The organism is Methylobacillus pratensis, assembly GCF_054072455.1.
The window spans coordinates 802627-825601 of record NZ_JBSUSR010000001.1 but is presented as its reverse complement, the minus strand read 5'-3'; the positions used below and the strand labels follow the sequence as shown (position 1 = coordinate 825601).

Below are 22975 nucleotides of genomic sequence, written 5' to 3'. Positions count from 1 at the left end.
AAAAAGACGAATGATCATTCTAGGTTTATCAGGTGCGTTGGGGCATGATGCCTCGGCTGCCATTATTGTGGATGGAAAAATTGTAGCGGCCGCGGAAGAAGAGCGTTTCATCCGCGATAAGCATGCCAAGAACAAGTTTCCGCTGGAAGCGGCAAAATACTGTTTGCGCGAGGCCGGGGTGCGGCCTGAGCAGGTCGATATCGTCGCGTTTCCCTATGGCGAGATTCCATTGAGCAGCAGCGCGCGCTGGCATTACGCCAAGCGCTACTGGTATGCGCCTGACCGTGCGCTCGATGCCATTTTCAATGGCAACCGCCGTTTCCGCCGCAACCGCGACAAATCCCTGGACCTGATGCGCGAGCTCGGCCTGACCAAGGCGCGCTTCGTGCCCGTCGAACACCACCTGGCGCATGCCAGCAGCGCCTATCACCTGAGCGGATTCAAGGAAAAGACCGCGATCGTCGGCATCGACGGCAAGGGCGAGTACGCCACGACCTTCTTCGGCTATGGCAAGAACGGCAAGATTCACAAGATCAAGGAATTCTACGATCCGGACTCGCTGGGCGGCATGTACGGCGCGATCACGGAGTACCTCGGCTTCGAGATGCTGGACGGCGAGTTCAAGGTCATGGGCATGGCGCCTTATGGCGATCCCAAGCGTTACGATTTGTCGCGCCTGGCCAAGTTCGAGAACGGCGAACTCGAGGTCAATACCGATTACGTCAATGTGGTCGGCCTGCGCCGCTACAAGGAAAAGGGCAAGGGCTTCTACTTCACGCCCAAATTGATCGAGTGGCTGGGCCCCAAGCGCCAGGGCGACGAGATCGACGACCCCTATATCCATTACGCAGCCTCGGTGCAGCAGTTGCTGGAAGACATTGCGCTGGAAATGATCGAGTACTATCTTGGCGACATCATCCGCGAGACCGGCCGCATCGCAATGGCAGGCGGCGTGGCGCTCAACGTCAAGCTCAACCAGCGCATCATTGCCTTGCCGCACGTGAAAGAGCTGTTCGTGCAGCCTGCCTCCGGCGACAACGGCACCTCGCTCGGCGCGGCCAGCTACGTGGCTGCCGAGATGGGCGAGCCGCTGGAGCCGATGCGCCATGCCTACCTCGGCCCGTCGTTCACCACAGAGGAGTGCCTGGCGGCCTGCGAGGCGCATCCTGCCAAGCCCAAGTTCCAGCGTGTTGAAAACGCGCCGCAAAAAGGTGCCGAGATTCTGGCTGCTGGCAACCCGCTGGCCTGGTTCCAGGGCCGCATGGAATTTGGCCCGCGCGCGCTGGGCTGCCGCAGCATCCTCGGCGACCCCAGCCATCCCGGCGTGGCGGACCGCATCAATGCGCAGATCAAATACCGCGAGCGCTGGCGGCCGTTTTGTCCCAGCATGCTGGACCGGGTTGCCGCCGATATTCTGCAGACAGAGCATCCTGCGCCTTACATGACTTTCACCTTCGACGTGGCCGAGCACTGGAAGCCGCGCATTCCCGAGGTCGTCCATGAGGATGGCACTGCGCGCGCGCAGATCGTGGCTAGGGAAACCAATCCGCGGTATTACGCCCTGATCGAGGAACTGGAGCGTCTGCGCAATGTGCCCGTGGTGCTCAATACCTCATTGAACCGCCGCGGCGAACCGATGATTTGCAGCCCGACGGATGCGCTTAACATGTTCTACGGCTGTGATCTCGAATATCTCCTGATGGAAGATGTCCTGGTGACCAAAAACTAGGCCAGGCAGGGCTTGCGGCGCGAATGCCGCCGCTGCAAGCTCATGGTTTTTTTACCTTATCCCAGTCGTGGTTAATTTGACGATGCCTGGCGCTTTCAGCGATAATTCCCGGCTAAATTCAACTTTTCAGCAGCACACCATTAATGACACAAACCCTGATAGAAGTCACCGAGCGCATTCGGGAACGTAGTGCGCCGACCCGCAAGGCCTACCTGCAACGCATCGACCAGATCATCAACCGCACGCGCGGCGCTGACCGTCTGGGCTGTGCGAACGTGGCGCATGCGTTTGCCGCCTTGCCGAATAACGACAAGTTCCGTGTCGTGGCGGAAAAGGCGCCGCATATCGGTATCGTGACGGCTTACAACGACATGCTGTCGGCCCACCAGCCATACGAGACCTATCCCAACATCATCCGGGACGAAGCGCGCAAGCATGGCGCAACCGTGCAGGTGGCAGGCGGCGTGCCCGCGATGTGCGACGGCATTACCCAGGGCGAACCCGGCATGGAGCTGAGCCTGTTCTCGCGCGATACCATTGCGATGAGCACGGCGGTTTCCCTGTCCCACGATGTGTTTGATGCAGCCCTGTTGCTCGGCGTGTGCGATAAGATCGTGCCGGGGTTGCTGATCGGCGCCTTGCATTTCGGCCACTTGCCGACCGTCTTCGTGCCTGCCGGCCCGATGGCGACCGGCATAGACAACACCACCAAGTCCAAGGTGCGCGAGAAATATGCCCAGGGTCTGGTTGGCCGTGACGAGCTGCTGGCTTCCGAGTCCGCCGCCTACCATGGCGCCGGTACCTGTACATTCTTCGGCACCGCCAACAGCAACCAGATGCTGATCGAGGCGATGGGGCTGCATGTGCCGGGCGCTGCCTTTGTGCACCCTCACGACGATATGCGCGAGCTATTGACTCGCGAGTCGGTCAAGACCGTACTGTCCATCACCAAAGGCCAGCGCTTCACGCCGATCGGCAAGCTGGTGGACGAGCGCGTCATCGTCAATGCGATCGTGGCGCTGCTGGCCACCGGCGGCAGTACCAACCACCTGATCCACTGGGTGGCGGTAGCCCGCGCGGCCGGCATTATCATCGACTGGTCCGATTTCTCCAAGCTGTCGCAGAACACCCCGTTGCTGGCACGCGTTTATCCTAACGGCACTGCCGACGTGAACCAGTTCCAGGCGGCTGGCGGCCCAAGTTTCGTGATCCGCGAGCTGGTGGATGCTGGCTACATGCATGGCGACGTGAATTCCGTCGTGATCGGCGGTTTGCGTGATTTCGGCAAGAAGCCGGTCAAGTCCGACGACAGCCTGATCTGGGTCGACTTGCCGAAAGAAAGCCCTGATGAAACAATCGTGCGCAACGCCTCCAAGCCGTTCAGTTCTTCTGGCGGCCTGCGCCTGTTGACCGGCAATTTGGGTCGTTCTGTGATCAAGAGCTCTGCCGTGCCGGAAGACCGCCAGATCATCGAAGCTCCTGCCATTGTGTTCAACGGCCAGGAGGAATTGCTGGCAGCGTTTGAGCGCGGCGAGCTGGAAAAGGATTTCATCGCGGTCGTGCGCTTCCAGGGACCGCGCGCCAACGGCATGCCAGAGCTGCATAAGCTGACCCCGCCGTTGTCCGTGTTGCAGGGCAAGGGCTTCCGTGTCGCAATCGTGACCGATGGCCGCATGAGCGGCGCTTCCGGCAAAGTGCCGGCCGCGATCCACTTGAGCCCGGAAGCCGTTGCCGGCGGTGCGATCGGCAAGATCCGCACTGGTGACATGATCCGCCTCAATGCGATTGTCGGCACGCTGAACGCGCTGGTCGACGATGAGGAATGGCAGGCACGCACCGTGGCGGTGATGACTGAGGCGCAGCGCAACAACAATGGCCATGGCATCGGCCGCGAATTGTTCGGCGGGATGCGCAAGAATGTGCACTCGGCCGAAGAAGGCGCCGTCACCTGGCTCTAGCCATTTGAAAATGCGCGGGGGACTGCGTTGTTTTTCGCTTGCCGTACTAGTAGTGCCTGTGCTCAAACGACTTGTCCGCCGCGATTTTGAAATGGCAATATAGTTTGCCTTCCCACTTGTAGATTTTTAATAATCAACCATAGGTATATAGAACATGAGCACACTCGATTTAGCCAACCATGGCCCAGTCATCCCGGTCATTGTCATCAACAAGGTGGAAGACGCGGTGCCGATGGCGGAAGCATTGCTCGAAGGCGGCATCAAGGTGCTGGAAGTGACCTTGCGCACGCCAGTGGCCTTGCAGGCGATGGAGGCCATCGCCAAGGCGGTGCCTGATGCGATTGTCGGCGCTGGCACGGTGCGCAGCATCAAGGATGCGCAGGCTGTGAAGGATGTCGGCTGCAAGTTCGCCGTCAGCCCTGGCTATACCAGCGAGATCGGCCGTGCGGCGCGTGAGATCGGTCTGCCATTGCTGCCGGGCGTTTCCACCGGCAGCGAGATCATGCAGGCGAATGCCGATGACTACTATTTCCTCAAGCTGTTCCCGGCTGTTGCCGTGGGCGGCATCAACCTGCTCAAGGGTTTTGCCGGCCCGTTCGGCGATGTGAAGTTCTGCCCCACTGGCGGCGTGACGGTGGAATCCGCCCCGCAGTTCCTTGCACTGCCTAACGTCGTGGTTTGCGGCGGCACCTGGCTCACGCCTGGCGATGCCGTTGCGCGCAAGGACTGGGCGCATATCACCAAGCTGGCGCGCGAAGCCAGTGCAATCAAGGCCGCAGCTTAACTAGCTCATCACAGGCCCCTCGGGGCCTGTGTTCTTCATACTTCCGGCATGTTTTGCCTTCCCAGTGGCATCAACCTTCAGGGCGCGCTATGCTGAATCTCGAGCAATACCACACATGGGTGTTTGATTGCGATGGCGTCATCCTCAACTCCAACCATCTCAAGATCGAGGCGTATTACGCCACTGCCAAGAACTTTGGCGCGGACGACCAGCAGGCGCAGGCGCTGGTGGATTACCATATCAAGCTGGGCGGTATTTCCCGCTTCGTCAAATTCGAGTATTTTCTCAAGCAAATCCTGAACAAACCGTTTGCTCAGGATGATGTGGAATTCCTGTTGCAGGATTTCGGCCGCGAGGTGCGAGAGCGCCTGGCAAATTGTGAAGTTGCGCCTGGGATACAGGCACTGCGTGAAAAAACCGCAGCCAGCAATTGGCTGGTGATTTCAGGTGGGGACCAGGAGGAGTTGCGTGCCATTTTTGCAGAGCGTAAGCTGTCTTCATTGTTTGACGGCGGCATTTTTGGCAGCCCTGACAACAAGGACGAGATCATGGCGCGCGAAATCGGCCGCGATAATATCCGCCGGCCCGCGATTTTTATCGGCGATAGCCGCTACGATCATGAGTCGTCGAGCCGTGCCGGTCTGGATTTCGTCTTTCTGCACAAATGGACCGATTTTCCCGGTTGGCAGGCTTATTGCGCCAGCCAGGATATTGCCACATTGCCCGATATCAACGCCTTGTTAACGCATACATGCTGATTCCCCGCCTGAATATTCGCAGTAGTCACCTGCTTACCCCGGAAGACTTCGCGCAATTAAGCCGGAATGCCAAGGTGCTCGAGCAGGATGAGCGCGGCATCAAAGTGCTGCAGATGGAGAATGGCAATATCCTCAAGGTGTTCCGCGTGCGCCACACCTTTACCTTGGCCCGCGTGTACTCCTATGCACGCCATTTCTGTCGCAATGCGGATAGGCTCAAGCGGCTCGGCGTTCCTACGGTCGAGATCGTGCAATTGTTCCATTTCGAGGAAAGCACCGATACCGCCGTACTCTACCAGCCATTGTTGGGTCATACATTGCGGCAATTGCATATCTCCGGCTTGACGGATCATGCCCTCATGGAAAATTTGGGGCGCTTTGTCGCGCAATTGCATGAGGATGGCATTTATTTCCGCTCGCTGCATTTCGGTAATGTCGTCAAGACGCCGGAAGGAAGGCTTGGCTTGATCGATATCGCCGACCTCAAGGTATATCACCATAGCCTGACCAATTGGCATCGCGCGCGCAACTTCCGCCATCTGCAGCGTTATCGGGATGATTGGATGTCGCTCTCTATGGCTGAACGCAAGGCTTTTGCGGATGGCTATTTCACAGCGACGCAATTGTCGCCCAAAGCCGTGTCTGCACTTAGGCAGAAGCTGAAGTTTTTATCTGGTGCTTGAACATGTACGTACTGCATATCTGCCATAGCTATTATCCTCCTTTCCTCGATTGCGCCCGCCAATATGCTGCCTTGTTCAAGGATAGTCCCTACAAGGTGGTGACGGTCTACCTGACTGGGGAACCCGATCCCGAAGTGGAGCGAGGCAGCGCTTCCGATGAGGTGGTTTTCCTTGGTTATAGCAGCAAGCAAGTAAAAGGGCTCAAACTGGGGGCGATTGCCAAAATCCGGCAATTGGTGAAAAGCCGGAACTTCGCATTTTGTATTGCCCATCGCGCCAAGCCGACCTATGTGGCATTGCTCGCTACCGATCTGCCCGTGGTGAGCGTACACCATAACTACAATGACTATGGGCGGTTCACCCGCCGCATCCTCGTCAATTTTTACCGCAAGCGTATATTGATGCTATGCGTGTCGAATTCCGTGCGGGACGAAATGCGCCAGCACCTCAAACACTGGCCAGCCGAGCAGATTCAGACTTTGTATAACCGCATTGACGTGGACGCGGTCAGGCAATCCCTGTTGCCCAGGCAGGAAGCCCGCCGCCTTCTTGAATTGGAAGACGATACTTACGTAATCGCCAATGTCGGCCGCTTGCACCGGGACAAGGACCAAGCGACCTTGTTACGTGGTTTCGCCCAGGCACTGCCTGAGCTGCCTGCGAATACCTTATTGTTGATCCTGGGTAAAGGCCCGCTGGAACAGGAGCTGAAGGCATTGGCGAGTGAGCTGGGTATTGCCGGAAAAGTCCGCTTTGCAGGCCAAGTGCCAGAAGCGCGACGATATTTTCGCGCATTTGATTTATTCGTCTTGACTTCGGATCATGAACCTTTCGGTATGGTATTGCTTGAGGCGATGGCGGCAGAATTGCCCATTATCTGCAGCAATAGTGGAGGCGGGGCAGAAGTGGTCGGGAGTTTTGCACCTTTATTTACGCTTGGAGACGCATCGAGTTTGTCGCATGCCATCGTGGAAACAGTTGCAGCTTGCCAACAATATCCACGGCAGATCTCATCTGCAATATTGACCAATATCTTTTCCGATGAGGCAGCAAGACTACGATTTTTTGAATTAATACATCGGCTTGAAATAGTGACAAGCTAATACGACGTAGGGTAGTGCTTTCAAGGGTATAAAGACAAGACATGAAAAAGATTCTAATGCTCGATGGTATCTCGGGCGTGCCGTTGGGCAAGGATTTAAGCCAGGCCTTTCAGAATATTGGCATTGAAACTGCCTATTATGATCTGTTGAAAATGCCAAAGATTGTATGGTACGGCGCTAAATCCGCCTTCGCGAAACTGCTAAATCGTGCACGTGATAATAGTGGCGATGCCTTTTTTCATTTACCTAAAGGCAAGCTTGGTGCAATCGAGAAATTAATAGAAGAAACTAGGCCGGATACTCTCTTGGTCGTCGGTTTTATATACAAATTCATTCACCCGGCAGCTCTGCATGCTTTGGCACAGCGGCACAATGTGGAGCTATATTTGTATGATACGGATAGTTGCAATCTCTACACCAAGCGCCGGGAATTCATTTTTTTCCTAGAGCATGAGCTTCCGATATATAAGAAAATATTCTCGTGTTCGAAAGTCACCGCCGACTTTTTCAAAAAAACTAGGAGTCTCGATGCTGAATTTGTTCCATTTGGTGCAAATTTTATTGCTGAGCCAAGCAAATCCGATGAAGATAAAAAGCATGATGTTTTATTCGTAGGTAGCGGAGATCTGCGCAGGATATTAGTACTGGAAAGTATCAGTGAACATGTTTCCATTTTTGGCAACCGATGGAAGCGGAATTATCCATTAATGTCGAAGGCGTTGATCGGGCGGGTGGACGATCATGCAGTTTGGGGAAGTGATCTATATAAGTTACTGCAGAGCTCTAAAATCGTGCTGAATATCACGCGTGGTCCTTATTATGCTGCTGGAACAGGGGTGAATCTGCGGATTTTTGAAGCTTTGGCGGCCGGTTGTTTTCTGTTAACTGACTATTGTGATGAAATTGCTGAGTTATTCAATATTGGAGAGGAGATTGAGACATTTACTGGTCCAATAGAGCTTCAGGAGAAAGTACGTTTTTATCTTGATCATCCTGACAAGAGAAAAGCTATCGCGAGTCAAGGGCATGCAGCATTTCTTAAGCGGTTTACTTGGAAAGCTCGAGCACAAGAAATCTTTCATATAGTCGATAGAAAGATTTGACAATTATTTTGCAAATTGGTTGTTTAAGGCTAATTTTTTTTGATTTAATTGCTGGGCAACGAATAATGCTAGTGGCAGATGAAATACCAACCAACGTTGGCTAGGGCTGTGTATTAAGCTGCTTCCATCAAAGCACAATCCCAATGCTCCCGCCATAAAATACCATGCTGCCCACGCTCTGGTCTGAATGCCTTTAACAGCAGTCCATATTGTTAGGGCGATTAATGGAATGAATCCTATAATCCCAGCTTTGTAAAATTGGGTTATGAATGCACTATGGGCGTGAACTATAGGCATATCGTCCTGTGTGGTGAAAATAAATTTGTGTTCAGGTCCACAGCCTAACCATAGATCACATTGCAATGTTTCAGCAATAAATCCAGACCAGATTTCAAATCGATAAAATTTACGTCCGAGAAGGTTGTCTCCAATAGAGCTGAATATGAATAACCCTATAATGGCTAAGCCGATGATAATACTAGCCCCCATAATATAGATAAGAAGTTTCCGATTTAGAAGTTGTTCGCGAAAAAGCGATAAACTCGTTAAAAGGGAAATTAACAGCCATATCCCTATAATACTGCGTGTCTGTAATATGATCAGCGAGAAAAAAAGTACGAGAAAGTTTGCAAGTACGACAGGCCCATATCGTTTAGTTTGCATGCCGATCAATGTAATAATCGCTAACATACCTCCCATGGTATTTGTTACATAAATTGCATTTTCCAATTTTGCATTCAGCTCTGACATACGCATACCTAGAAGCCATTGGCCTTGGTGATATTGCCAAGCTGCATTAAATACGATATACAAAATAAGCAGACTAAGGAATCCCCAGGCAGCTTTGTATGCTGTTTGGTTAGAAATGAATGGTAATCTGGCTACTGAAAGATAAAATAATAGTACGATTAATCCAAACTTAATTTGTTTCCATGGAGAACCATCTCCTATATACGCGGCCAATGTGAGCGTGAATATAACGGCAAGTAAACCTTGAATAACTGGATGATTGAAAAGCTCTTTTATTTCCCTAAAATCTAGTGTAAGCAGCGTTGGGATAAAGAGGAGCACATAGCCAAAATTATTATGGGCTTGTGAGCTAGAGATTAGTAGAAAGCTAATTACCCAAGTGCTGATAGCAAATATAGCAAAAGAGGGGCTGCGGAGAAACTGAATAAATTTCATGAATACTATCCTCAATCACGTCTTATGGTATCGAACAATAGGCGATATTGGGTACGGTATTGTTCAATAGCATGATGTTCTACCAAATACTGGAAGGCTTGTTCACCTTTTTGCTTGAGTGTGTATTCATCCATGGATAAATATATTCTCAACGCCTGGGCAAGGCCATCTATATCTTGAGGGGCTACAGCGATGCCTCCAGCCCCTAAGATAATATGACGTAACTGAGGTATATCAGAAGCAATAATAGGCAGACGTCCTGCCATGCCCTCCATTAGTGCAAGTGGGAGGCCTTCTTGTAAAGAGGGTAGTGTCCAAATATCAAAGGCTTTTGCATATTGAGCTGCATTATCTTGCCATCCCAGCATATCTACTTGATTTTTTATTTTTAAATCTGAGATTAGAGAGTGTAAAGCAGCTGATTCTTTTCCCTCTCCAATAATGGCGAGTCTGGCAGAGGGGAATTGGTCTTTGATTTGAGCGAAAGCAGAAATTAGATAGCGATGTCCCTTGACCGCGACCAATCTTCCAAGAGCGCCAACGATGATTGCATTTTGAGGTAATCCTAGAAGTTTCCTGGCTTCTTTTTTGTCTAGTTGTTGTGCGGCGACCTTGTCAATGTCAATAGCATTTTGAATTGTTAAAGTATTCTTTAATGTAAAGCCTGAGTGATATGAAACTAGCTTCTGGCGAACTGTTTCTGAGACTCCTACAAAACGCCATTGATTATCGGCAAGAAATTGGACTTGTAATCTCCGATATCTGCGTTTGTATTCATCCATACTGTGCGAAATGCCGATGCATAGAGGGATGCGTAAGATCCTATTAAGCTGGAGCATCAAACTAATAACTTTGAACCTATGGCAAACGACGATATCAGGTTGATAGTGCCTGCAAAATTTATAAAGCTTCCTTAAGGCTTTTAGTCGCAAGCCAGTAACATCTGTTTCCTGTAATTCAAAATACTTTACATGTTCAGCAATGCTGTTCGGCTGATTTTCACTTGGCTTTCCTGACAAATAACCTGAGAAAGTTTCATATTGATTAGTGGGCAGACCTTTAATGATTTGCTCTGCAAGGTCAGAAGCATCATTGGATTTGACGTTATAGTCGGGTTGTAGTTGCAGGACTTTGATTCGTTTGTTCATTGTTATGAAGGGTTGATGCAGAAGATAACAGTTCTGAAATGACGATTTGTGAAGGAATTTTTTTTAAGCAATTTAAATGCCTAAGAGGACATTCCCGCTGAAAACACGGGCTGCATTCCAGGCCGAGGTACTCGATGACAGCCTTGCTGCTCATCGGCGGCGTGTGATGCGGATCGGAGGAACCGTAGATGGCGACGAGTTTCTTGTCTAGCGCTGCCGCGACGTGCATGAGCCCGGAGTCGTTGCTGACCACGGCATCGCATAGCGACATCAGGTCGATCGCATCCCCTAGTTTGGTTCTTCCGCCCAGATCCAGGCAAACCATGTTGCTCAGGCGGTTGATTTCTGCGGTAAACGGGACATCCTTCTCGGAGCCGAACAGCCAGACTTGCCATCCATGGGCATATGCTGCGCGCGCGACCTCTGCATAGTATTCTATCGGCCAACGCTTGGCTTCCCCGTACTCCGCCCCTGGGCACAAACCTAGCACTGGGACTTGCGGCACATCGATGTCCAGCCTCTCCAGGCAGGCCAGGGCATTTTCCTTGCTGGCCACCAGGCTGGGGTTGGGGATCGTCGCTGGAGCCTCTGCATCTGCATTGCCGCCGAGGGCGACAAAACGGTCCACAGTCCTTGGCAGCCTGGTTTTGTCGAGAAGACGGATGTCGTTAAGCAGGCCGTAGCGCATTTCACCGAGGAAGCCGGTGCGGCGCTTGATGCCACTGGCAGCGGGCAGGATAGCCGATTTCAGGGAGTTGGTGAGCATGATGGATTGCGTGTAGTGCCTATCCTTCAGGCTGCGGCCAAAGCGGATGCGTTCCTTCAGTGCCAATTGGCCGTGTTTGAAGGGCAGGGCGATGGAGGCATCGACTTCCGGCATGCGCGCCAGCAAGGGCAGGGTCCATGCCGGCGCTGCGACTTCGATGATGCAGTCCGGTTTTTGCTGCTTGAGGGTCTTGAACAGGCTTTGCGCCAGCACCATGTCGCCGACCCAGGAAGGGCCCATGATGAGGATTTTGTCTTGCTGGATGTTGGCCATCTGGCGAGCCTCGGCCATCAGGAAGCAAGTTTCCGGATGATATTGCTGGTGCTGCGGCCCGGCACGACATCGATCAATGCGACCTTGCCGCCCCAGGATTTGACTTCCGCGCCGCCTACCACCTGGTCTTCCGTGTAGTCGCTGCCCTTGACGATGACATCGGGGCGGATGGCCTTGATCAAATCAATCGGTGTGTCCTCGTCAAACAGGATGACGGCATCCACGGATTCAAGCGCGGCAAGGACGCGGGCCCTGTCCTGCTCGTGGATCACCGGGCGGGTCGGGCCTTTCAAGGCGCTTACCGAGCGGTCGGTGTTGAGGCCCAGCACCAGGCGGTCGCCGGTGTGGCGTGCAGCCTCGAGGTAGGTCACATGCCCGGCATGCAGCAGGTCGAAGCAGCCATTGGTAAAGACGATGCGCTCACCGTGGTTGCGCCAGGTTTTCACGCGCGCTAGCAGGCTATCCAGGTTGCATACTTTGTCCGCCTGCGCTGCGGATTGCTGGGATTGCAGCTCCTGTTCCAGTTCTGCCTTATTGATCGGCACCGTACCGACCTTGCCCACCACGATGCCTGCCGCGATGTTGGCGAGCTCGATCGCATCGTGCAGGGGGAGTTCGTGGGCCAGTCCAGCAGTGAGCGTGGCAATCACGGTGTCGCCGGCGCCTGAAACGTCATAGACTTGGCGAGCGGTGGCAGCCAGATGCGCGCTGCCCTGGCGGTCCAGGACCGTGATGCCTTCCTCTCCACGGGTGACGGCGAGAAAGTCCAGTTTCAGCGCACTGCGCAATTGTTCTGCAGCAGCAAGCAATGCCTGGTCGTCATGCATGGCAACATGGCAGGCTTCCGCGGTTTCGCGTTTGTTAGGGGTCAGGCCAGTCGCGCCCTGGTATTTGCTGTAGTCGCGCCCCTTGGGGTCGACCAGCACCGGGATATTGGCGGCTGTGGCCTGTGCAATCACCGATTGGCACAAGGTCTCGCTCAGTACTCCCTTGGCATAGTCGGAAAGGATGACGGCAGCCGGCCTGTCTGCCAACGCGGTGCTGATGGCGGCTTGCAGGGCAAGTTGTTCTTCTTCTGAAAATGCGGCGGCATCCTCCTGGTCCAGGCGCATCATTTGCTGGTGGCCGCCAAGGATACGGGTCTTGGTGATGGTGGGCCTGAGCGTGCTGCGATGGACGTGCTGCGCATCGGCGCCGATATCGCGCATCAAGCCGAGCAAGGTCTGTGCTTCGTTATCCTGCCCAATCACCCCCGCAATCCTGGTCTTGATCCCGAGGCCGGCCAGGTTGGCCGCCACGTTGGCCGCGCCCCCGGCACGCTCGTCCTGGGACTTGAGCAACACGACAGGCACCGGCGCTTCCGGCGAGATGCGCTGCACATCGCCGAACAGGTAGCGGTCCAGCATCAGGTCGCCGATAACCAGTATCCACACCGGATCATGTCCGAAGCGATGCTGAATGGTATTGAGGAAGAACTCGCGCATATGGGTAATGTTGTTGAATTGTTAGTCAGCTTCCACCAGGTCGCACAGGCTATGCCCGATCAGAATATGGGCTTCCTGGATGCGGGGGGTGTCGCTGGTGGGCATGGTCAGCACATGGTCGCAGAGGCTCGCGAGCTGGCCGCCGCTGCCGCCCGTCATGGCCACGGTGACGGCGCCGATTTCGCGCGCCTTTTCTATGCCTAGCACCACATTGCGGCTATTGCCCGAGGTGGAGAAGCCAATCACCAGGTCTGCGGGCAAGCACAGCGCTTCCACCTGGCGGGAGAAAATAAAGTCGAAGCCATAGTCGTTGCCGACCGAGGTGAGGATGGAGGTGTCCGTAGTCAATGCGATGGCTGGCAATCCACGGCGCTCTTTCTTGTAGCGCCCGACGATTTCAGCGGCGATATGCTGGCTGTCGGCGGCGCTGCCGCCGTTGCCGAACAGCAATATCTTGCCGCCGCTGGCGAGGCAGGCGCGCATCGCTTGCGCCACATCGGCGATTTTGGGGAGCAGTGGCTCCAGCGCGGCAATGACGGCCTGGTGTTCGCTGAAAGCTTGTTTCAATGTGTCGACAGCATTCATGGTGTTCTCCTGGCCAGGCTCAGCAATAAGGGTCGGCTTGCATGAGGTATTGCTGGACATAATCCTGCACACCTTGCTCCAGCGTGTGGAACGGGGCGGTGTAGCCTGTATTGCGCAACTTGCTGATATTGGCCTCTGTGAAATATTGGTACTTGCCCATGAGGTCTTGCGGCATGTCGATGTATTCAATGCTGGGTTCGCGGCCCATGCTGGTCATGACGGCGGTGGCCAGGTCCTTGAATGCGCGTGCTTCGCCCGTGCCGATGTTGAACAGACCGGAATGCTGCGGTTGCTCGAGGAAATGCGCCATCACGGCCACGGCGTCCTTCACGTAGACGAAGTCGCGCAATTGCATGCCATCCTCAAAGCCAGGCTTGTGGCTCTTGAACAGCTTGACATGGCCTTGCTCGCGGAACTGGTTGAAGGTGTGGAAGGCGACGCTGGCCATGCGTTCCTTGTGGTATTCATTCGGGCCATAGACATTGAAGAACTTGAATCCGCACCATTGCGGCGGGGTTGCCAGCCCTTCGCTGGATTGGCGCAGGGCCCATTGGTCGAAAAACTGCTTGGAATAGCCGTAGCCGTTGAGCGGCCGTAACTGGTCGATCGCCGACTCCTCGTCGTCATAGCCGAACTCGCCTCCGCCATAGGTGGCGGCGGAGCTTGCGTAGAGGAACGGCACTTCATTTTCTGCACACCAGCCCCACAGCAGTTGGCTGTAGCGGATATTGTCCTGTACCAGCTTGTTGAAGTCGCGTTCCGTCGTGGCGCTGATGGCGCCCATATGGATAATGGCGTCTATTTCGCCGATCTTGGGCAGCCAGCCAAGCAGCTCGTCCTTGTCCAGGTAGTTGGCATAACGGCGATGGCACAGGTTTTGCCATTGCTCGGGATGCGCGATGCGGTCCACGATCACAATATCGTCGCGTTGCAGCACGGTATTGAGGTGCCAGGCCATCATGCTGCCTATCATGCCTGCGCCGCCAGTGATGACTATCATTGTTTGAATCCGTTTCTAGCTAATTCGAGAGTATAGCAAAAGCCTATTCCTTCTTGGGCTTCAAGATTAACGCAGCGTCACCCAGCCCTGCAGGTTGTCGAGGGCGATTTCACGCATGGCTTTTATCCAGGTGTCCCTGTCGTTGAGGGCAGGAATGTAGTGGTATTCGCCGCCGCCACCTTCAAGGAACAGGGTTTTGCCTTCCATGGCAATCTCCTCCAGGGTTTCCAGGCAGTCGCTGGAAAAGCCCGGGCATACCACGTCCACGCGGCGCAGTTTTTGTTTGCCCAGCGCCTCGATCGAGGGAGCGAAGTAGGGCTGCAACCATTCCGCAGCGCCAAATCGCGACTGGAATGCAATCAGGTACTGGTCTTCCGTCAGGTCCAGCGCCTGGGCGATCAATTTGCCGCTGGCCTGGCATTGGTCGTAATAGGGGTCGCCCAGGTCGTAGGTGCGGCGCGGCACGCCGTGGAAGCTCATGACCAGCTTGTCGGGCTTGCCGTGCTGTTGCCAATGGAGGCGGATGCTTTCCGCCACTGCATGGATATAGGCCGGGTGCGTATGATAGTCGCGTATGGTGCGGATTTCCGGCATGTTGCGGGTGCGGATCAGCGTGCGCATCGCCTCGTCAAGCGCAGAAGCGCTGCTGCTTGCGGCATATTGCGGGTAGAGCGGGAACAGCAGGATGCGGTTGCAGTTTTTTGCCTTGAGTTTCTCGATGGCGGACTGCACCGACGGATGGCCGTAGCGCATGCCTAGTTCCACGGCGTAAGGCGAGGCCACCTGTTCGTGCAGGTAGCCTTCCAGCAGCCTGGCCTGCTTCTGGCTGTTCACCATCAAGGGCGAGCCGTCCTTGTCCCAGATCGTGGCATATTTGTGCGCGGATTGCCGCGGGCGCAGTACCAGAATGACGCCGTTGAGGATGAACCACCAGATGAGGCGGGGAATCTCGATGACGCGGCGGTCGCTGAGGAACTGCCGCAGATAGGGGCGCAGGGCCTTGGCGGTAGGCGCCTCCGGGGTACCCAGGTTCATGACCAGGATGCCGGTGCGCTCAGGCTCCTGGGCGGGGATGTTCGGCTCTTTCAGGTAAAAAGACATGCACGTTCCTCTTGTTGGGTCACAGCTTGCCACGGACGTAGACTGGCTAGCCGTTGAAATGCTGCAGGCCTATCTGGCGTGGTTCAGTGGTTGTTGGACAATGCATTCGACAGTAGTTTCGCCGTGATGTCCACGATGGGGATCACACGCTCGTAAGCCATGCGCGTCGGGCCGATCACGCCCAGCGTGCCGATGGTTTGCCCATTGGTTTCATAAGGTGCCGTCACCATGCTGCATTCATCCAGCGGCAGGTAGCCCGATTCCCCGCCGATGAAAATCTGCACCCCGCTGGCTTTCTGGCTATGGTCCAGCAGTTGCATGAGCGAGGTGCGGCGCTCGAACATCTCGAACAGTTTGCGCAGGGAGCTGACATTGGTGGAAAGGTCCTGCACATTCAGCAGGTTGCGCTCCCCCGCAATGACGACGCCGTCCTTGTTGTTGTCCGCGGTCTTGCTGCTGGCCTCCAGCGCCGCAGCCATGAGGCGCGTCATGTCGGACTGCATCTGCTTCAGTTCCTCATGCAGCTTTTGCTTGACCTCGTCCAGGGTATTGCCGGCATAGTTCTGGTTGAAGAAGTTGCTCGCCTGCGTGAGGTCTGCCGCGCTATACGGCTTGTCTGCGAGGATGATGCGGTTCTGTACTGTGCCGTCCGTCGTGACGATGATGACCAGGATGCGCTTTTCCGATAAGGGCAGGAATTCCAGGTGCCGGAATGCAATGCTCTGGCGCTTGGGGATCAGGACCAGGCCGGCAAAGTGCGTCAGGCTGGACAGGAGCTCCGCGGCAGAGTTGATGAGTTCCTGCGGGTCCGGGGACGACAGCACATGCTCCAGCTTGCGGATTTCCTGATTCTGCAAAGGCTGCACGGTGAGCAGGGTGTCCACGAACAGGCGGTAGCCGCGCTGGGTGGGAATGCGGCCCGCCGACGTGTGCGGGCTGGCGATAAAGCCATGGTCCTCGAGCTCGGACATGATATTGCGGATCGAGGCAGGGCTGAGGTCAAGCCCGGAGGCCAGCGACAACGTGCGCGAGCCCACGGGCTGACCGTCACTAATGTAGTGTTCTATCAGGGTCTTCAGCAATATCTGGGCGCGTTTGTCTAGCATATTCTTATAGATGAGGATGTGACATTGCTAATTCAATGCATATTGATAGGCTTCAATGAATAAAAAAATTATCCGATACAGGCCGGTCTCGCGCAATCTATTCTTGATCTCGATGATGGATTTGACATGCGGCAAGGGTTTTACGCGTCAATCTTCTATGATTTAATGCCAGCCATGAAAAGTGCGTTCCAGACTGTGGCATTGATCGGCAAGTACATGAACCCGGAAACCCGGGAGCAGATACTTGCCTTGGCGCGTTTCCTCGGGGAACGCCATATCGGCGTGTTCATCGAGGAAAAAACGGCGCAGCACTCCAGCATCAAGGGCTATACCACGCTGCAGATGAACGCCATAGGCGCTTATGCCGATTTGGCGATCGTGCTGGGCGGCGACGGCACCATGCTGACGGTGGCGCGGGCGCTGGTGGATTACAAGATTCCGCTGGTGGGCGTCAATCGCGGCCGTTTCGGCTTCCTGACCGATATCAATTCGGACCATATGCTGGAAAGCGTGGCCGCGATCCTGGACGGCGTGTTCGATACCGAGCAGCGCATCCTGCTCGAGGCGTGCATCGTGCGCGAAGGCACAACGGTCGGGCAGGGATACGCCTTGAACGACGTGGTCGTGAACAAGAACGGCCTGGCGCGCCTGATCGAGCTGGAAATCCATATCGACGGGCACTTCGTGCAAAAGCAGCGCTCGGATGGCTTGATCGTCGCGACCCCCACCGGGACGACGGCTTATTCATTATCCGCTGGCGGGCCCATCCTGTATCCCACGCTCGATGCGATCGCCCTGGTCCCTATTTGTCCACATACACTGAGCAACCGTCCGATTGCGATCAGCAGCGCCAGCGACGTGGTGATCCAGGTCGTGCACGCCGAGGATGCCAGCGTGCACCTGGACGGGCAAATGAAGATGGCGTTGCAGCCCGGCGACCATGTGCAGGTCAAGCGCGCGAAAAACACCATAACATTGCTGCATCCGCCTGGGCATAACCATTTCGACGTCTTGCGTGAAAAGTTGCATTGGGGATAGGCATGCTCACAGAAAATTCATATCCGCATTGCCAAGACAGAGGGAACAGGCCCTAGATGCTGCAAACACTCTCGATCCGTGATTTCGTCATCGTCGACAAGCTCGAGCTTGAGTTCAGCCCCGGCTTTACCGTATTGACCGGTGAAACCGGCGCCGGGAAGTCCATCCTGATCGATGCGCTGTCGCTGGTGCTGGGCGCGCGCGGGGAGGGCGGCATCACGCGTGCCGGAGCGGAAAAGGCCGAGATCAATGCGGTGTTCGATATCGCAACCCTGCCGGATTTGCAGGCGTGGCTGAGTGAAAATGAGATCGACGCGGATGATGCGCAACTGTTGCTGCGCCGCGTCATCTATGCCGACGGGCGCTCGCGTGCCTTTATCAACGGCTCGCCTGCGACCATCCAGCAATTGCGTGACATAGGCGAGTTCCTGGTCGATATCTATAGCCAGCACGCCCATCATGCCTTGCTCAAAGCCGGCACGCAGCGGCAGGTGCTGGACGCCTATGGCGGCTTGCAAAGCCAGGCGGCGGATGTCGCCAGCGCCTACCAGGCCTGGCAGGTGCTGTACCGCAAGCGGGTGGATGCCGAGAAGAATGCCGAAGCCTATGCCGCAGAGCTGGCCGAGTTGCGTGACCAGGTGCGCGAGCTGGCTGCGCTGGCGCCCTCCGCCGAGGAGTGGGAACCATTGCAGCAGGAGCATGTGCGCCTCGCCCACGGTGCCAGCATATTGACCGGCGGTGAGGCTTGCCGTGAATTGTTGAGCGAGGGTGAACTGGCCGCGATCAGGCAGTTGAGCAGCGTGCAGCACAAACTACAGGAGCTGGTGGCGTACGACAGCGGATTGCAGGAGGCGCTGGACACCCTGGAAGGCGCCGTGATCCAGCTGGAGGAAACCGACCGTTTCCTCAATCGGTACTTGCAGCGTGCGGACCTAGACCCCGAGCGCCTGAACGAGGTTGAAAGCCGTATCCAGGCCTTGCATGCCGCAGCGCGCAAATACAGGTCGCGGCCGGAAGAGCTGCCTGGGTTGCTCGAATCCTGGCAAGCGCGCATGGCGGAGCTTGAGTCCGCGAACGACAACGGCCAGTTACACCAAGAGGAAGAACATGCGCGCGCCGGCTATGACGCGTTGGCGCAGCGCTTGAGTGCCGCGCGCCAGCAGGCAGCGCTAAGCCTCGGCGACAAGATCAGCGCCGAAATGCAGCGGCTTTCATTGAGCGGTGGCAAGTTTGCCGTGGCGCTCAATGCGCAGGAGCCCGCAGCGACAGGGAACGAACAAGTCGAGTTCCTGGTGGCCGGCCATGCCGGCGTGGCGCCGCGCCCTTTATCCAAGGTGGCTTCGGGCGGCGAGCTGTCGCGTATCAGCCTGGCGATTCGCGTCGTCACGGCGCAGCAGGGCGATACGCCGACCATGATTTTTGACGAGGTGGATGTCGGCATCGGCGGCAGCGTGGCCGAAGTGGTCGGGCAACTGCTCAAGACATTGGGCAGCCAGCGGCAGGTGCTGGTGATTACCCATTTGCCGCAGGTGGCGGCGCAGGGCGCTCAGCATCTGCGTGTGAGCAAGCATTTGCAGGATGGCCAGACTCTGAGCCGGATCGAGGCGCTGACGCATGCGCAACGCGTCGACGAGGTGGCGCGCATGCTGGGCGGGGTGGAGATCACCGAGACGACGTTGCAGCACGCGAGCGAGATGTTGGCTGCCAGTGATTAAGAACCTGTTCAAAGTCTTTTTATCGGTACGCATGACTTGAAAACGCGTCCGGTCAAGACGCAGTCCGCAGGTAATGCTCATTGCCTTGCCAAGGACTGCAACGCAGAACGGGCGCGTTTTCAACTCATGCCCTGCGGGTTGAACCGGCAAGGCAGCCGCTGCTGCGTTGCAAATCCTCGCCGGGCAATGAGCACGTCTGCGGTTTGCGCCTTGCTTCAGCTGCCTTGCCGATTCAACGTATCCTATAAAAAGACTTTGAACAGGTTCTGAGCCGGCCGGGCATGTAAAAATCTGGAATGGCGGCAATATGCCTGAAAACCGGCTTTGATGTCGTGGTATATTACGCCATTTCTTGCCAAAGTCGTGGTGTGATGCGTCATATAATTCTTTTAGCTGCGCTGCTGTGCGCAGCCTGCAGCTCTGCACTGCCTTCCTTCAAGCCTTACAAGATGGACATCCAGCAAGGCAATGTCGTGACATCGAAGATGATGTTGCAATTGCGGCCTGGCATGACCAAGTCGCAGGTGCGCTTCATCATGGGTTCGCCATTGATCCAGGATAGCTTCCACCGCGACCGCTGGGATTATTTCTACCAGATGCGCAAGGGCGGCAAAGTCATAGAGCAGCGCCGCGTCATCATGGAGTTCGAGAACGATGCCTTGAAGCGTGTGCGCGGCGATGTCGTTCCCGCCTCGCCGGAAGATACCGCGGTGACGGCGGCAACGCCTGCCGCACCCATCGTGGTAGAGCCGAAGGCGCCGGAAAAGAAAGGTATGCTCGATCGCCTGAAATTCTGGAAGAGTGATGACGAGCAGCGCAGCGGAGCCGAATATTACGACATGAAGCCGACCGCCCCGGTCGTGCAGGAAGACCCTGTTGCGCCGAGAAAGGTTGTGCCGGAGCTGGCAGCTCCCGGCGTTGCGCCTGCAGCTGCTCCAGCTACAGTCCAGCCGTCGACACCTCAGTCCGCTACCCAGCCGGCGCCAGCAAAGCCTGCGGCCAAGCCCGCAGTGCAACCTGTCGCCGGTGCAGCTGCGGCAACCCAGCCAACCGTTGATGCGGATGAGGAAGAGGATGATGACGACTTGCCATCTGAGGATGAGCCCGGCTACTTCGAACGCATGCTGGAAAAGATCGGCTTCTAGGTTTGCGGGATAGCTCACTTAAGCTTGCGTGGCAGTTTAGAGTAACTAACAAAACTCTCCTGACGTTGTTGCTCTACCTTGTCGTACTGCTTGTACTGTCTGCGTCAGAGCGCCTAGTCAGGATCGCTTCGCTGAGTTTTGTTAGCCACTCTTAATCAATCAATGAATATGGTTTGAAAATGCAAAAAATCGTCATTGCCGGTTGTTCCGGCCGCATGGGGCATGCCCTGCTCGAAGGAGTGTTTGAGGATGAAGGGCTGAAATTGCATGGCGCGCTCGATCGTGCGGATAGTCCGCAGGTTGGACGCGATGCCGGCGAGCAGTTCGGACGCGAGACCGGCGTCAAGATCACCGCTGATATTGCCGTAGCAATCCAGGGTGCGGACGTACTGGTGGATTTCACCCGTCCGGAACCCAGCCTGGAATACCTCGAAGCCTGTCGCCAGGCAGGTGTAAAGCTGGTGATTGGCACCACTGGCTTCAGTAACGAGCAAAAGCAGCAAATCGAGCGTGCGGCGCACGATGTGGCCATTGTGTTTGCGCCGAACATGAGCGTGGGCGTGACATTGCTGATCAACCTGGTGCAGGCCGCGGCCAAGGTGCTGGACCAGGGCTACGATGTGGAAATCATCGAGGCGCACCACCGCTTCAAGGTGGATGCGCCTTCCGGCACGGCGTTGCGCCTGGGCGAAGCGGCCGCCGAGGCATTGGGCCGCAACTTGGATGAGGCTGCAATCTATGGCCGTCAGGGCGTGACCGGCGAGCGCGATCCTAATACTATCGGTTTTGCCACTGTGCGCGGCGGCGACGTGGTGGGGGATCACACCGTGCTGTTCGCCGGTATCGGCGAGCGCGTGGAACTGACGCACAAGGCATCCAGCCGCGCCACTTTCGCGCTCGGGGCGCTGAGGGCTGCGAAGTTCCTCGCTGACCGTAAGACGGGGCTGTACGACATGCAGGATGTGCTTGGGCTGAAAAAATAATCGATTGGTGCTAGACGGTCATGCGCAATGACCGTGATGTGAAAATTGTTTAAGGCGCGCGTTGAAGACAATGCCGCTTTAGGCTATAATTCTGCAAAAATTAAAGCGGGATGGGCGGGAGCCCGTCCCGCTTTGCACATCCGCTTTCCGTGCTTGTCTTTGTGCGGAATATCAAATAGTTACAAGGAGTTAGAATTGCCGCAAACCCCAGCCGTACTTGTGCTCGCAGACGGGACAGTGTTCAGGGGCATTTCAATCGGTGCCTTGGGTGAGACTGTAGGGGAGGTGGTTTTCAACACCTCCATCACCGGTTATCAGGAAATTCTCACCGACCCATCCTATACCAAGCAAATCGTGACATTGACCTACCCGCATATCGGCAACGTCGGGGTCAATGTGGAGGACGTCGAGTCCGGGCACGTCTATGCAAGCGGCCTCGTCATTCGCGACCTGCCCTTGCTGAGCAGCAGCTGGCGCAGCGAGAAACCCCTGTCAGAATACCTGGCCGAAAACAACGTGGTGGCCATTGCCGATATCGATACCCGCAAACTCACTCGCATCCTGCGTGAAAAAGGCGCGCAGGCAGGCTGTATCATCGCCGGCGAGGTGGACGAGGCGCGCGCGCTGGAGTTGGCGCGCAGCTTCCCTGGCCTGGCCGGCATGGACCTGGCCAAGGTGGTCAGCCGCAAGGACGCCGGCACATTTGATCTGGGCGAATGGAAGCTTGGGGAAGGCTATGCCGCCCAAGATCATGCCAAGTTCAACGTGGTCGCTTTCGACTACGGCGTCAAGCACAACATCCTGCGCATGTTGGTGGAGCGCGGCTGCAAGGTCACCATCCTCCCAGCCCAGGCGACTGCCGAGGAAGCGTTGGCGTTGAATCCCGACGGGATATTCCTTTCCAACGGCCCGGGAGACCCGGAGCCTTGCGATTACGCGATCAAGGCCATCAGCACATTGGTCGATACCGGGGTGCCAGTATTCGGCATCTGCCTGGGGCACCAACTGCTGGCCCTCGCGAGCGGCGCCAAGACCGTCAAGATGAAGTTCGGCCATCACGGCGCCAACCATCCGGTGCAGGACCTGGACGACAAGCGCGTGTTCATCACCAGCCAGAATCATGGCTTTGCGGTCGATCCTGAAAGTCTGCCTGCCAACCTCAAGTCTACCCATGTCTCCTTGTTCGATGGCAGCCTGCAAGGGATCGCCCGTACCGACAAGCCTGCGTTCAGCTTCCAGGGCCATCCGGAAGCCAGCCCGGGCCCTAACGAGATGAGCTACCTGTTTGACCGCTTCATCAACCTGATGGGACAGCAAAAGCAATAAAT

The 22975-nt window shown here is 55.9% G+C and carries 20 protein-coding genes; 12 read left to right on the top strand and 8 right to left on the bottom strand.

Annotation, left to right across the window (positions count from 1 at the left end):
- The first annotated feature begins 10 nt into the window (after positions 1 to 10).
- From ACW4YW_RS03735 to ACW4YW_RS03705, 7 genes are all read left to right on the top strand, one after another.
- Positions 11 to 1729 carry a carbamoyltransferase family protein gene (locus ACW4YW_RS03735; protein WP_457136328.1) on the top strand — a complete coding sequence of 573 codons (1719 nt, stop codon included), beginning with the start codon at positions 11 to 13 and terminating at the stop codon, positions 1727 to 1729.
- A 143-nt stretch (positions 1730 to 1872) separates the two neighbouring features.
- Entirely contained in the window at positions 1873 to 3687 is a 1815-nt protein-coding gene (edd, locus tag ACW4YW_RS03730) for a phosphogluconate dehydratase (protein ID WP_457136327.1), read from the top strand.
- A gap of 154 nt (positions 3688 to 3841) precedes the next feature.
- On the top strand, positions 3842 to 4471 hold the full coding sequence (eda, locus tag ACW4YW_RS03725) for a bifunctional 4-hydroxy-2-oxoglutarate aldolase/2-dehydro-3-deoxy-phosphogluconate aldolase (protein WP_309564706.1): 630 nt from the start codon (positions 3842 to 3844) through the stop codon (positions 4469 to 4471).
- Positions 4472 to 4560: 89 nt separating this feature from the next.
- Complete coding sequence (locus ACW4YW_RS03720; RefSeq protein WP_457136326.1) at positions 4561 to 5229, top strand: HAD family hydrolase; 669 nt, start codon at positions 4561 to 4563, stop codon at positions 5227 to 5229.
- The gene (locus tag ACW4YW_RS03715; RefSeq protein ID WP_457136325.1) at positions 5223 to 5912 is read left to right on the top strand and encodes a toluene tolerance protein; all 690 of its coding nucleotides are present in this window, start codon (positions 5223 to 5225) and stop codon (positions 5910 to 5912) included. The genes ACW4YW_RS03720 and ACW4YW_RS03715 overlap by 7 nt, the downstream gene beginning before the upstream one ends.
- A 71-nt stretch (positions 5913 to 5983) precedes the next feature.
- The gene (locus ACW4YW_RS03710; RefSeq protein WP_457136324.1) at positions 5984 to 7015 is read left to right on the top strand and encodes a glycosyltransferase; all 1032 of its coding nucleotides are present in this window, start codon (positions 5984 to 5986) and stop codon (positions 7013 to 7015) included.
- 41 nt (positions 7016 to 7056) lie between these two features.
- A complete protein-coding gene (locus ACW4YW_RS03705; protein ID WP_457136323.1) occupies positions 7057 to 8118 on the top strand; it encodes a CgeB family protein in 1062 nt (353 codons plus the stop codon).
- Between the two features lie 3 nt (positions 8119 to 8121).
- On the opposite strand, the gene ACW4YW_RS03700 is transcribed toward ACW4YW_RS03705, so the two are convergent.
- The 8 genes from ACW4YW_RS03700 to hrcA form a co-directional block, all read right to left on the bottom strand.
- On the bottom strand, positions 8122 to 9303 hold the full coding sequence (locus ACW4YW_RS03700; RefSeq protein ID WP_457136322.1) for a hypothetical protein: 1182 nt from the start codon (positions 9301 to 9303) through the stop codon (positions 8122 to 8124).
- An 11-nt stretch (positions 9304 to 9314) separates the two neighbouring features.
- Positions 9315 to 10451, bottom strand: coding sequence for a glycosyltransferase (locus ACW4YW_RS03695; RefSeq protein ID WP_457136321.1), 1137 nt, complete (start codon positions 10449 to 10451; stop codon positions 9315 to 9317).
- The gene (gene waaF / locus ACW4YW_RS03690; protein WP_457136320.1) at positions 10408 to 11508 is read right to left on the bottom strand and encodes a lipopolysaccharide heptosyltransferase II; all 1101 of its coding nucleotides are present in this window, start codon (positions 11506 to 11508) and stop codon (positions 10408 to 10410) included. The genes ACW4YW_RS03695 and waaF overlap by 44 nt, the downstream gene beginning before the upstream one ends.
- Positions 11508 to 12974: a bifunctional D-glycero-beta-D-manno-heptose-7-phosphate kinase/D-glycero-beta-D-manno-heptose 1-phosphate adenylyltransferase HldE gene (hldE, locus tag ACW4YW_RS03685; protein ID WP_457136319.1), complete on the bottom strand. Its 1467-nt coding sequence runs from the start codon at positions 12972 to 12974 to the stop codon at positions 11508 to 11510. The genes waaF and hldE overlap by 1 nt, the downstream gene beginning before the upstream one ends.
- A 21-nt stretch (positions 12975 to 12995) precedes the next feature.
- A complete protein-coding gene (locus ACW4YW_RS03680) occupies positions 12996 to 13559 on the bottom strand; it encodes a D-sedoheptulose 7-phosphate isomerase (RefSeq protein ID WP_457136318.1) in 564 nt (187 codons plus the stop codon).
- A gap of 19 nt (positions 13560 to 13578) precedes the next feature.
- Positions 13579 to 14559: an ADP-glyceromanno-heptose 6-epimerase gene (rfaD, locus tag ACW4YW_RS03675; protein WP_407994338.1), complete on the bottom strand. Its 981-nt coding sequence runs from the start codon at positions 14557 to 14559 to the stop codon at positions 13579 to 13581.
- 66 nt (positions 14560 to 14625) lie between these two features.
- A complete protein-coding gene (gene hemH, locus ACW4YW_RS03670) occupies positions 14626 to 15660 on the bottom strand; it encodes a ferrochelatase (RefSeq protein WP_457136317.1) in 1035 nt (344 codons plus the stop codon).
- An 83-nt stretch (positions 15661 to 15743) separates the two neighbouring features.
- Positions 15744 to 16766 carry a heat-inducible transcriptional repressor HrcA gene (hrcA, locus tag ACW4YW_RS03665; RefSeq protein ID WP_457136316.1) on the bottom strand — a complete coding sequence of 341 codons (1023 nt, stop codon included), beginning with the start codon at positions 16764 to 16766 and terminating at the stop codon, positions 15744 to 15746.
- Between the two features lie 174 nt (positions 16767 to 16940).
- Here hrcA and ACW4YW_RS03660 point away from each other — a divergent pair, with 174 nt between their 5' ends.
- From ACW4YW_RS03660 to carA, 5 genes are all read left to right on the top strand, one after another.
- Positions 16941 to 17804, top strand: a complete 864-nt coding sequence (locus ACW4YW_RS03660) for an NAD kinase (RefSeq protein WP_457136315.1) — start codon at positions 16941 to 16943, stop codon at positions 17802 to 17804.
- A 56-nt stretch (positions 17805 to 17860) separates the two neighbouring features.
- Entirely contained in the window at positions 17861 to 19519 is a 1659-nt protein-coding gene (gene recN / locus ACW4YW_RS03655) for a DNA repair protein RecN (protein ID WP_457136314.1), read from the top strand.
- A 449-nt stretch (positions 19520 to 19968) separates the two neighbouring features.
- A complete protein-coding gene (locus tag ACW4YW_RS03650; RefSeq protein WP_457136313.1) occupies positions 19969 to 20664 on the top strand; it encodes an outer membrane protein assembly factor BamE in 696 nt (231 codons plus the stop codon).
- A 179-nt stretch (positions 20665 to 20843) separates the two neighbouring features.
- On the top strand, positions 20844 to 21647 hold the full coding sequence (gene dapB / locus ACW4YW_RS03645; protein ID WP_457136312.1) for a 4-hydroxy-tetrahydrodipicolinate reductase: 804 nt from the start codon (positions 20844 to 20846) through the stop codon (positions 21645 to 21647).
- 195 nt (positions 21648 to 21842) lie between these two features.
- Entirely contained in the window at positions 21843 to 22973 is a 1131-nt protein-coding gene (gene carA / locus ACW4YW_RS03640) for a glutamine-hydrolyzing carbamoyl-phosphate synthase small subunit (RefSeq protein ID WP_457136311.1), read from the top strand.
- Positions 22974 to 22975 lie beyond the last annotated feature (2 nt).

Bases quoted from the DNA above. Each gene is read 5' to 3' on its own strand.
- ACW4YW_RS03735 (WP_457136328.1), top strand. From the start codon at position 11: ATGATCATTCTAGGTTTATCAGGTGCGTTGGGGCATGATGCCTCGGCT.
- edd (WP_457136327.1), top strand. From the start codon at position 1,873: ATGACACAAACCCTGATAGAAGTCACCGAGCGCATTCGGGAACGTAGT.
- eda (WP_309564706.1), top strand. From the start codon at position 3,842: ATGAGCACACTCGATTTAGCCAACCATGGCCCAGTCATCCCGGTCATT.
- ACW4YW_RS03720 (WP_457136326.1), top strand. From the start codon at position 4,561: ATGCTGAATCTCGAGCAATACCACACATGGGTGTTTGATTGCGATGGC.
- ACW4YW_RS03715 (WP_457136325.1), top strand. From the start codon at position 5,223: ATGCTGATTCCCCGCCTGAATATTCGCAGTAGTCACCTGCTTACCCCG.
- ACW4YW_RS03705 (WP_457136323.1), top strand. From the start codon at position 7,057: ATGAAAAAGATTCTAATGCTCGATGGTATCTCGGGCGTGCCGTTGGGC.
- ACW4YW_RS03700 (WP_457136322.1), bottom strand. From the start codon at position 9,303: ATGAAATTTATTCAGTTTCTCCGCAGCCCCTCTTTTGCTATATTTGCT.
- ACW4YW_RS03695 (WP_457136321.1), bottom strand. From the start codon at position 10,451: ATGAACAAACGAATCAAAGTCCTGCAACTACAACCCGACTATAACGTC.
- waaF (WP_457136320.1), bottom strand. From the start codon at position 11,508: ATGGCCGAGGCTCGCCAGATGGCCAACATCCAGCAAGACAAAATCCTC.
- hldE (WP_457136319.1), bottom strand. From the start codon at position 12,974: ATGCGCGAGTTCTTCCTCAATACCATTCAGCATCGCTTCGGACATGAT.
- ACW4YW_RS03680 (WP_457136318.1), bottom strand. From the start codon at position 13,559: ATGAATGCTGTCGACACATTGAAACAAGCTTTCAGCGAACACCAGGCC.
- rfaD (WP_407994338.1), bottom strand. From the start codon at position 14,559: ATGATAGTCATCACTGGCGGCGCAGGCATGATAGGCAGCATGATGGCC.
- hemH (WP_457136317.1), bottom strand. From the start codon at position 15,660: ATGTCTTTTTACCTGAAAGAGCCGAACATCCCCGCCCAGGAGCCTGAG.
- hrcA (WP_457136316.1), bottom strand. From the start codon at position 16,766: ATGCTAGACAAACGCGCCCAGATATTGCTGAAGACCCTGATAGAACAC.
- ACW4YW_RS03660 (WP_457136315.1), top strand. From the start codon at position 16,941: ATGAAAAGTGCGTTCCAGACTGTGGCATTGATCGGCAAGTACATGAAC.
- recN (WP_457136314.1), top strand. From the start codon at position 17,861: ATGCTGCAAACACTCTCGATCCGTGATTTCGTCATCGTCGACAAGCTC.
- ACW4YW_RS03650 (WP_457136313.1), top strand. From the start codon at position 19,969: ATGGACATCCAGCAAGGCAATGTCGTGACATCGAAGATGATGTTGCAA.
- dapB (WP_457136312.1), top strand. From the start codon at position 20,844: ATGCAAAAAATCGTCATTGCCGGTTGTTCCGGCCGCATGGGGCATGCC.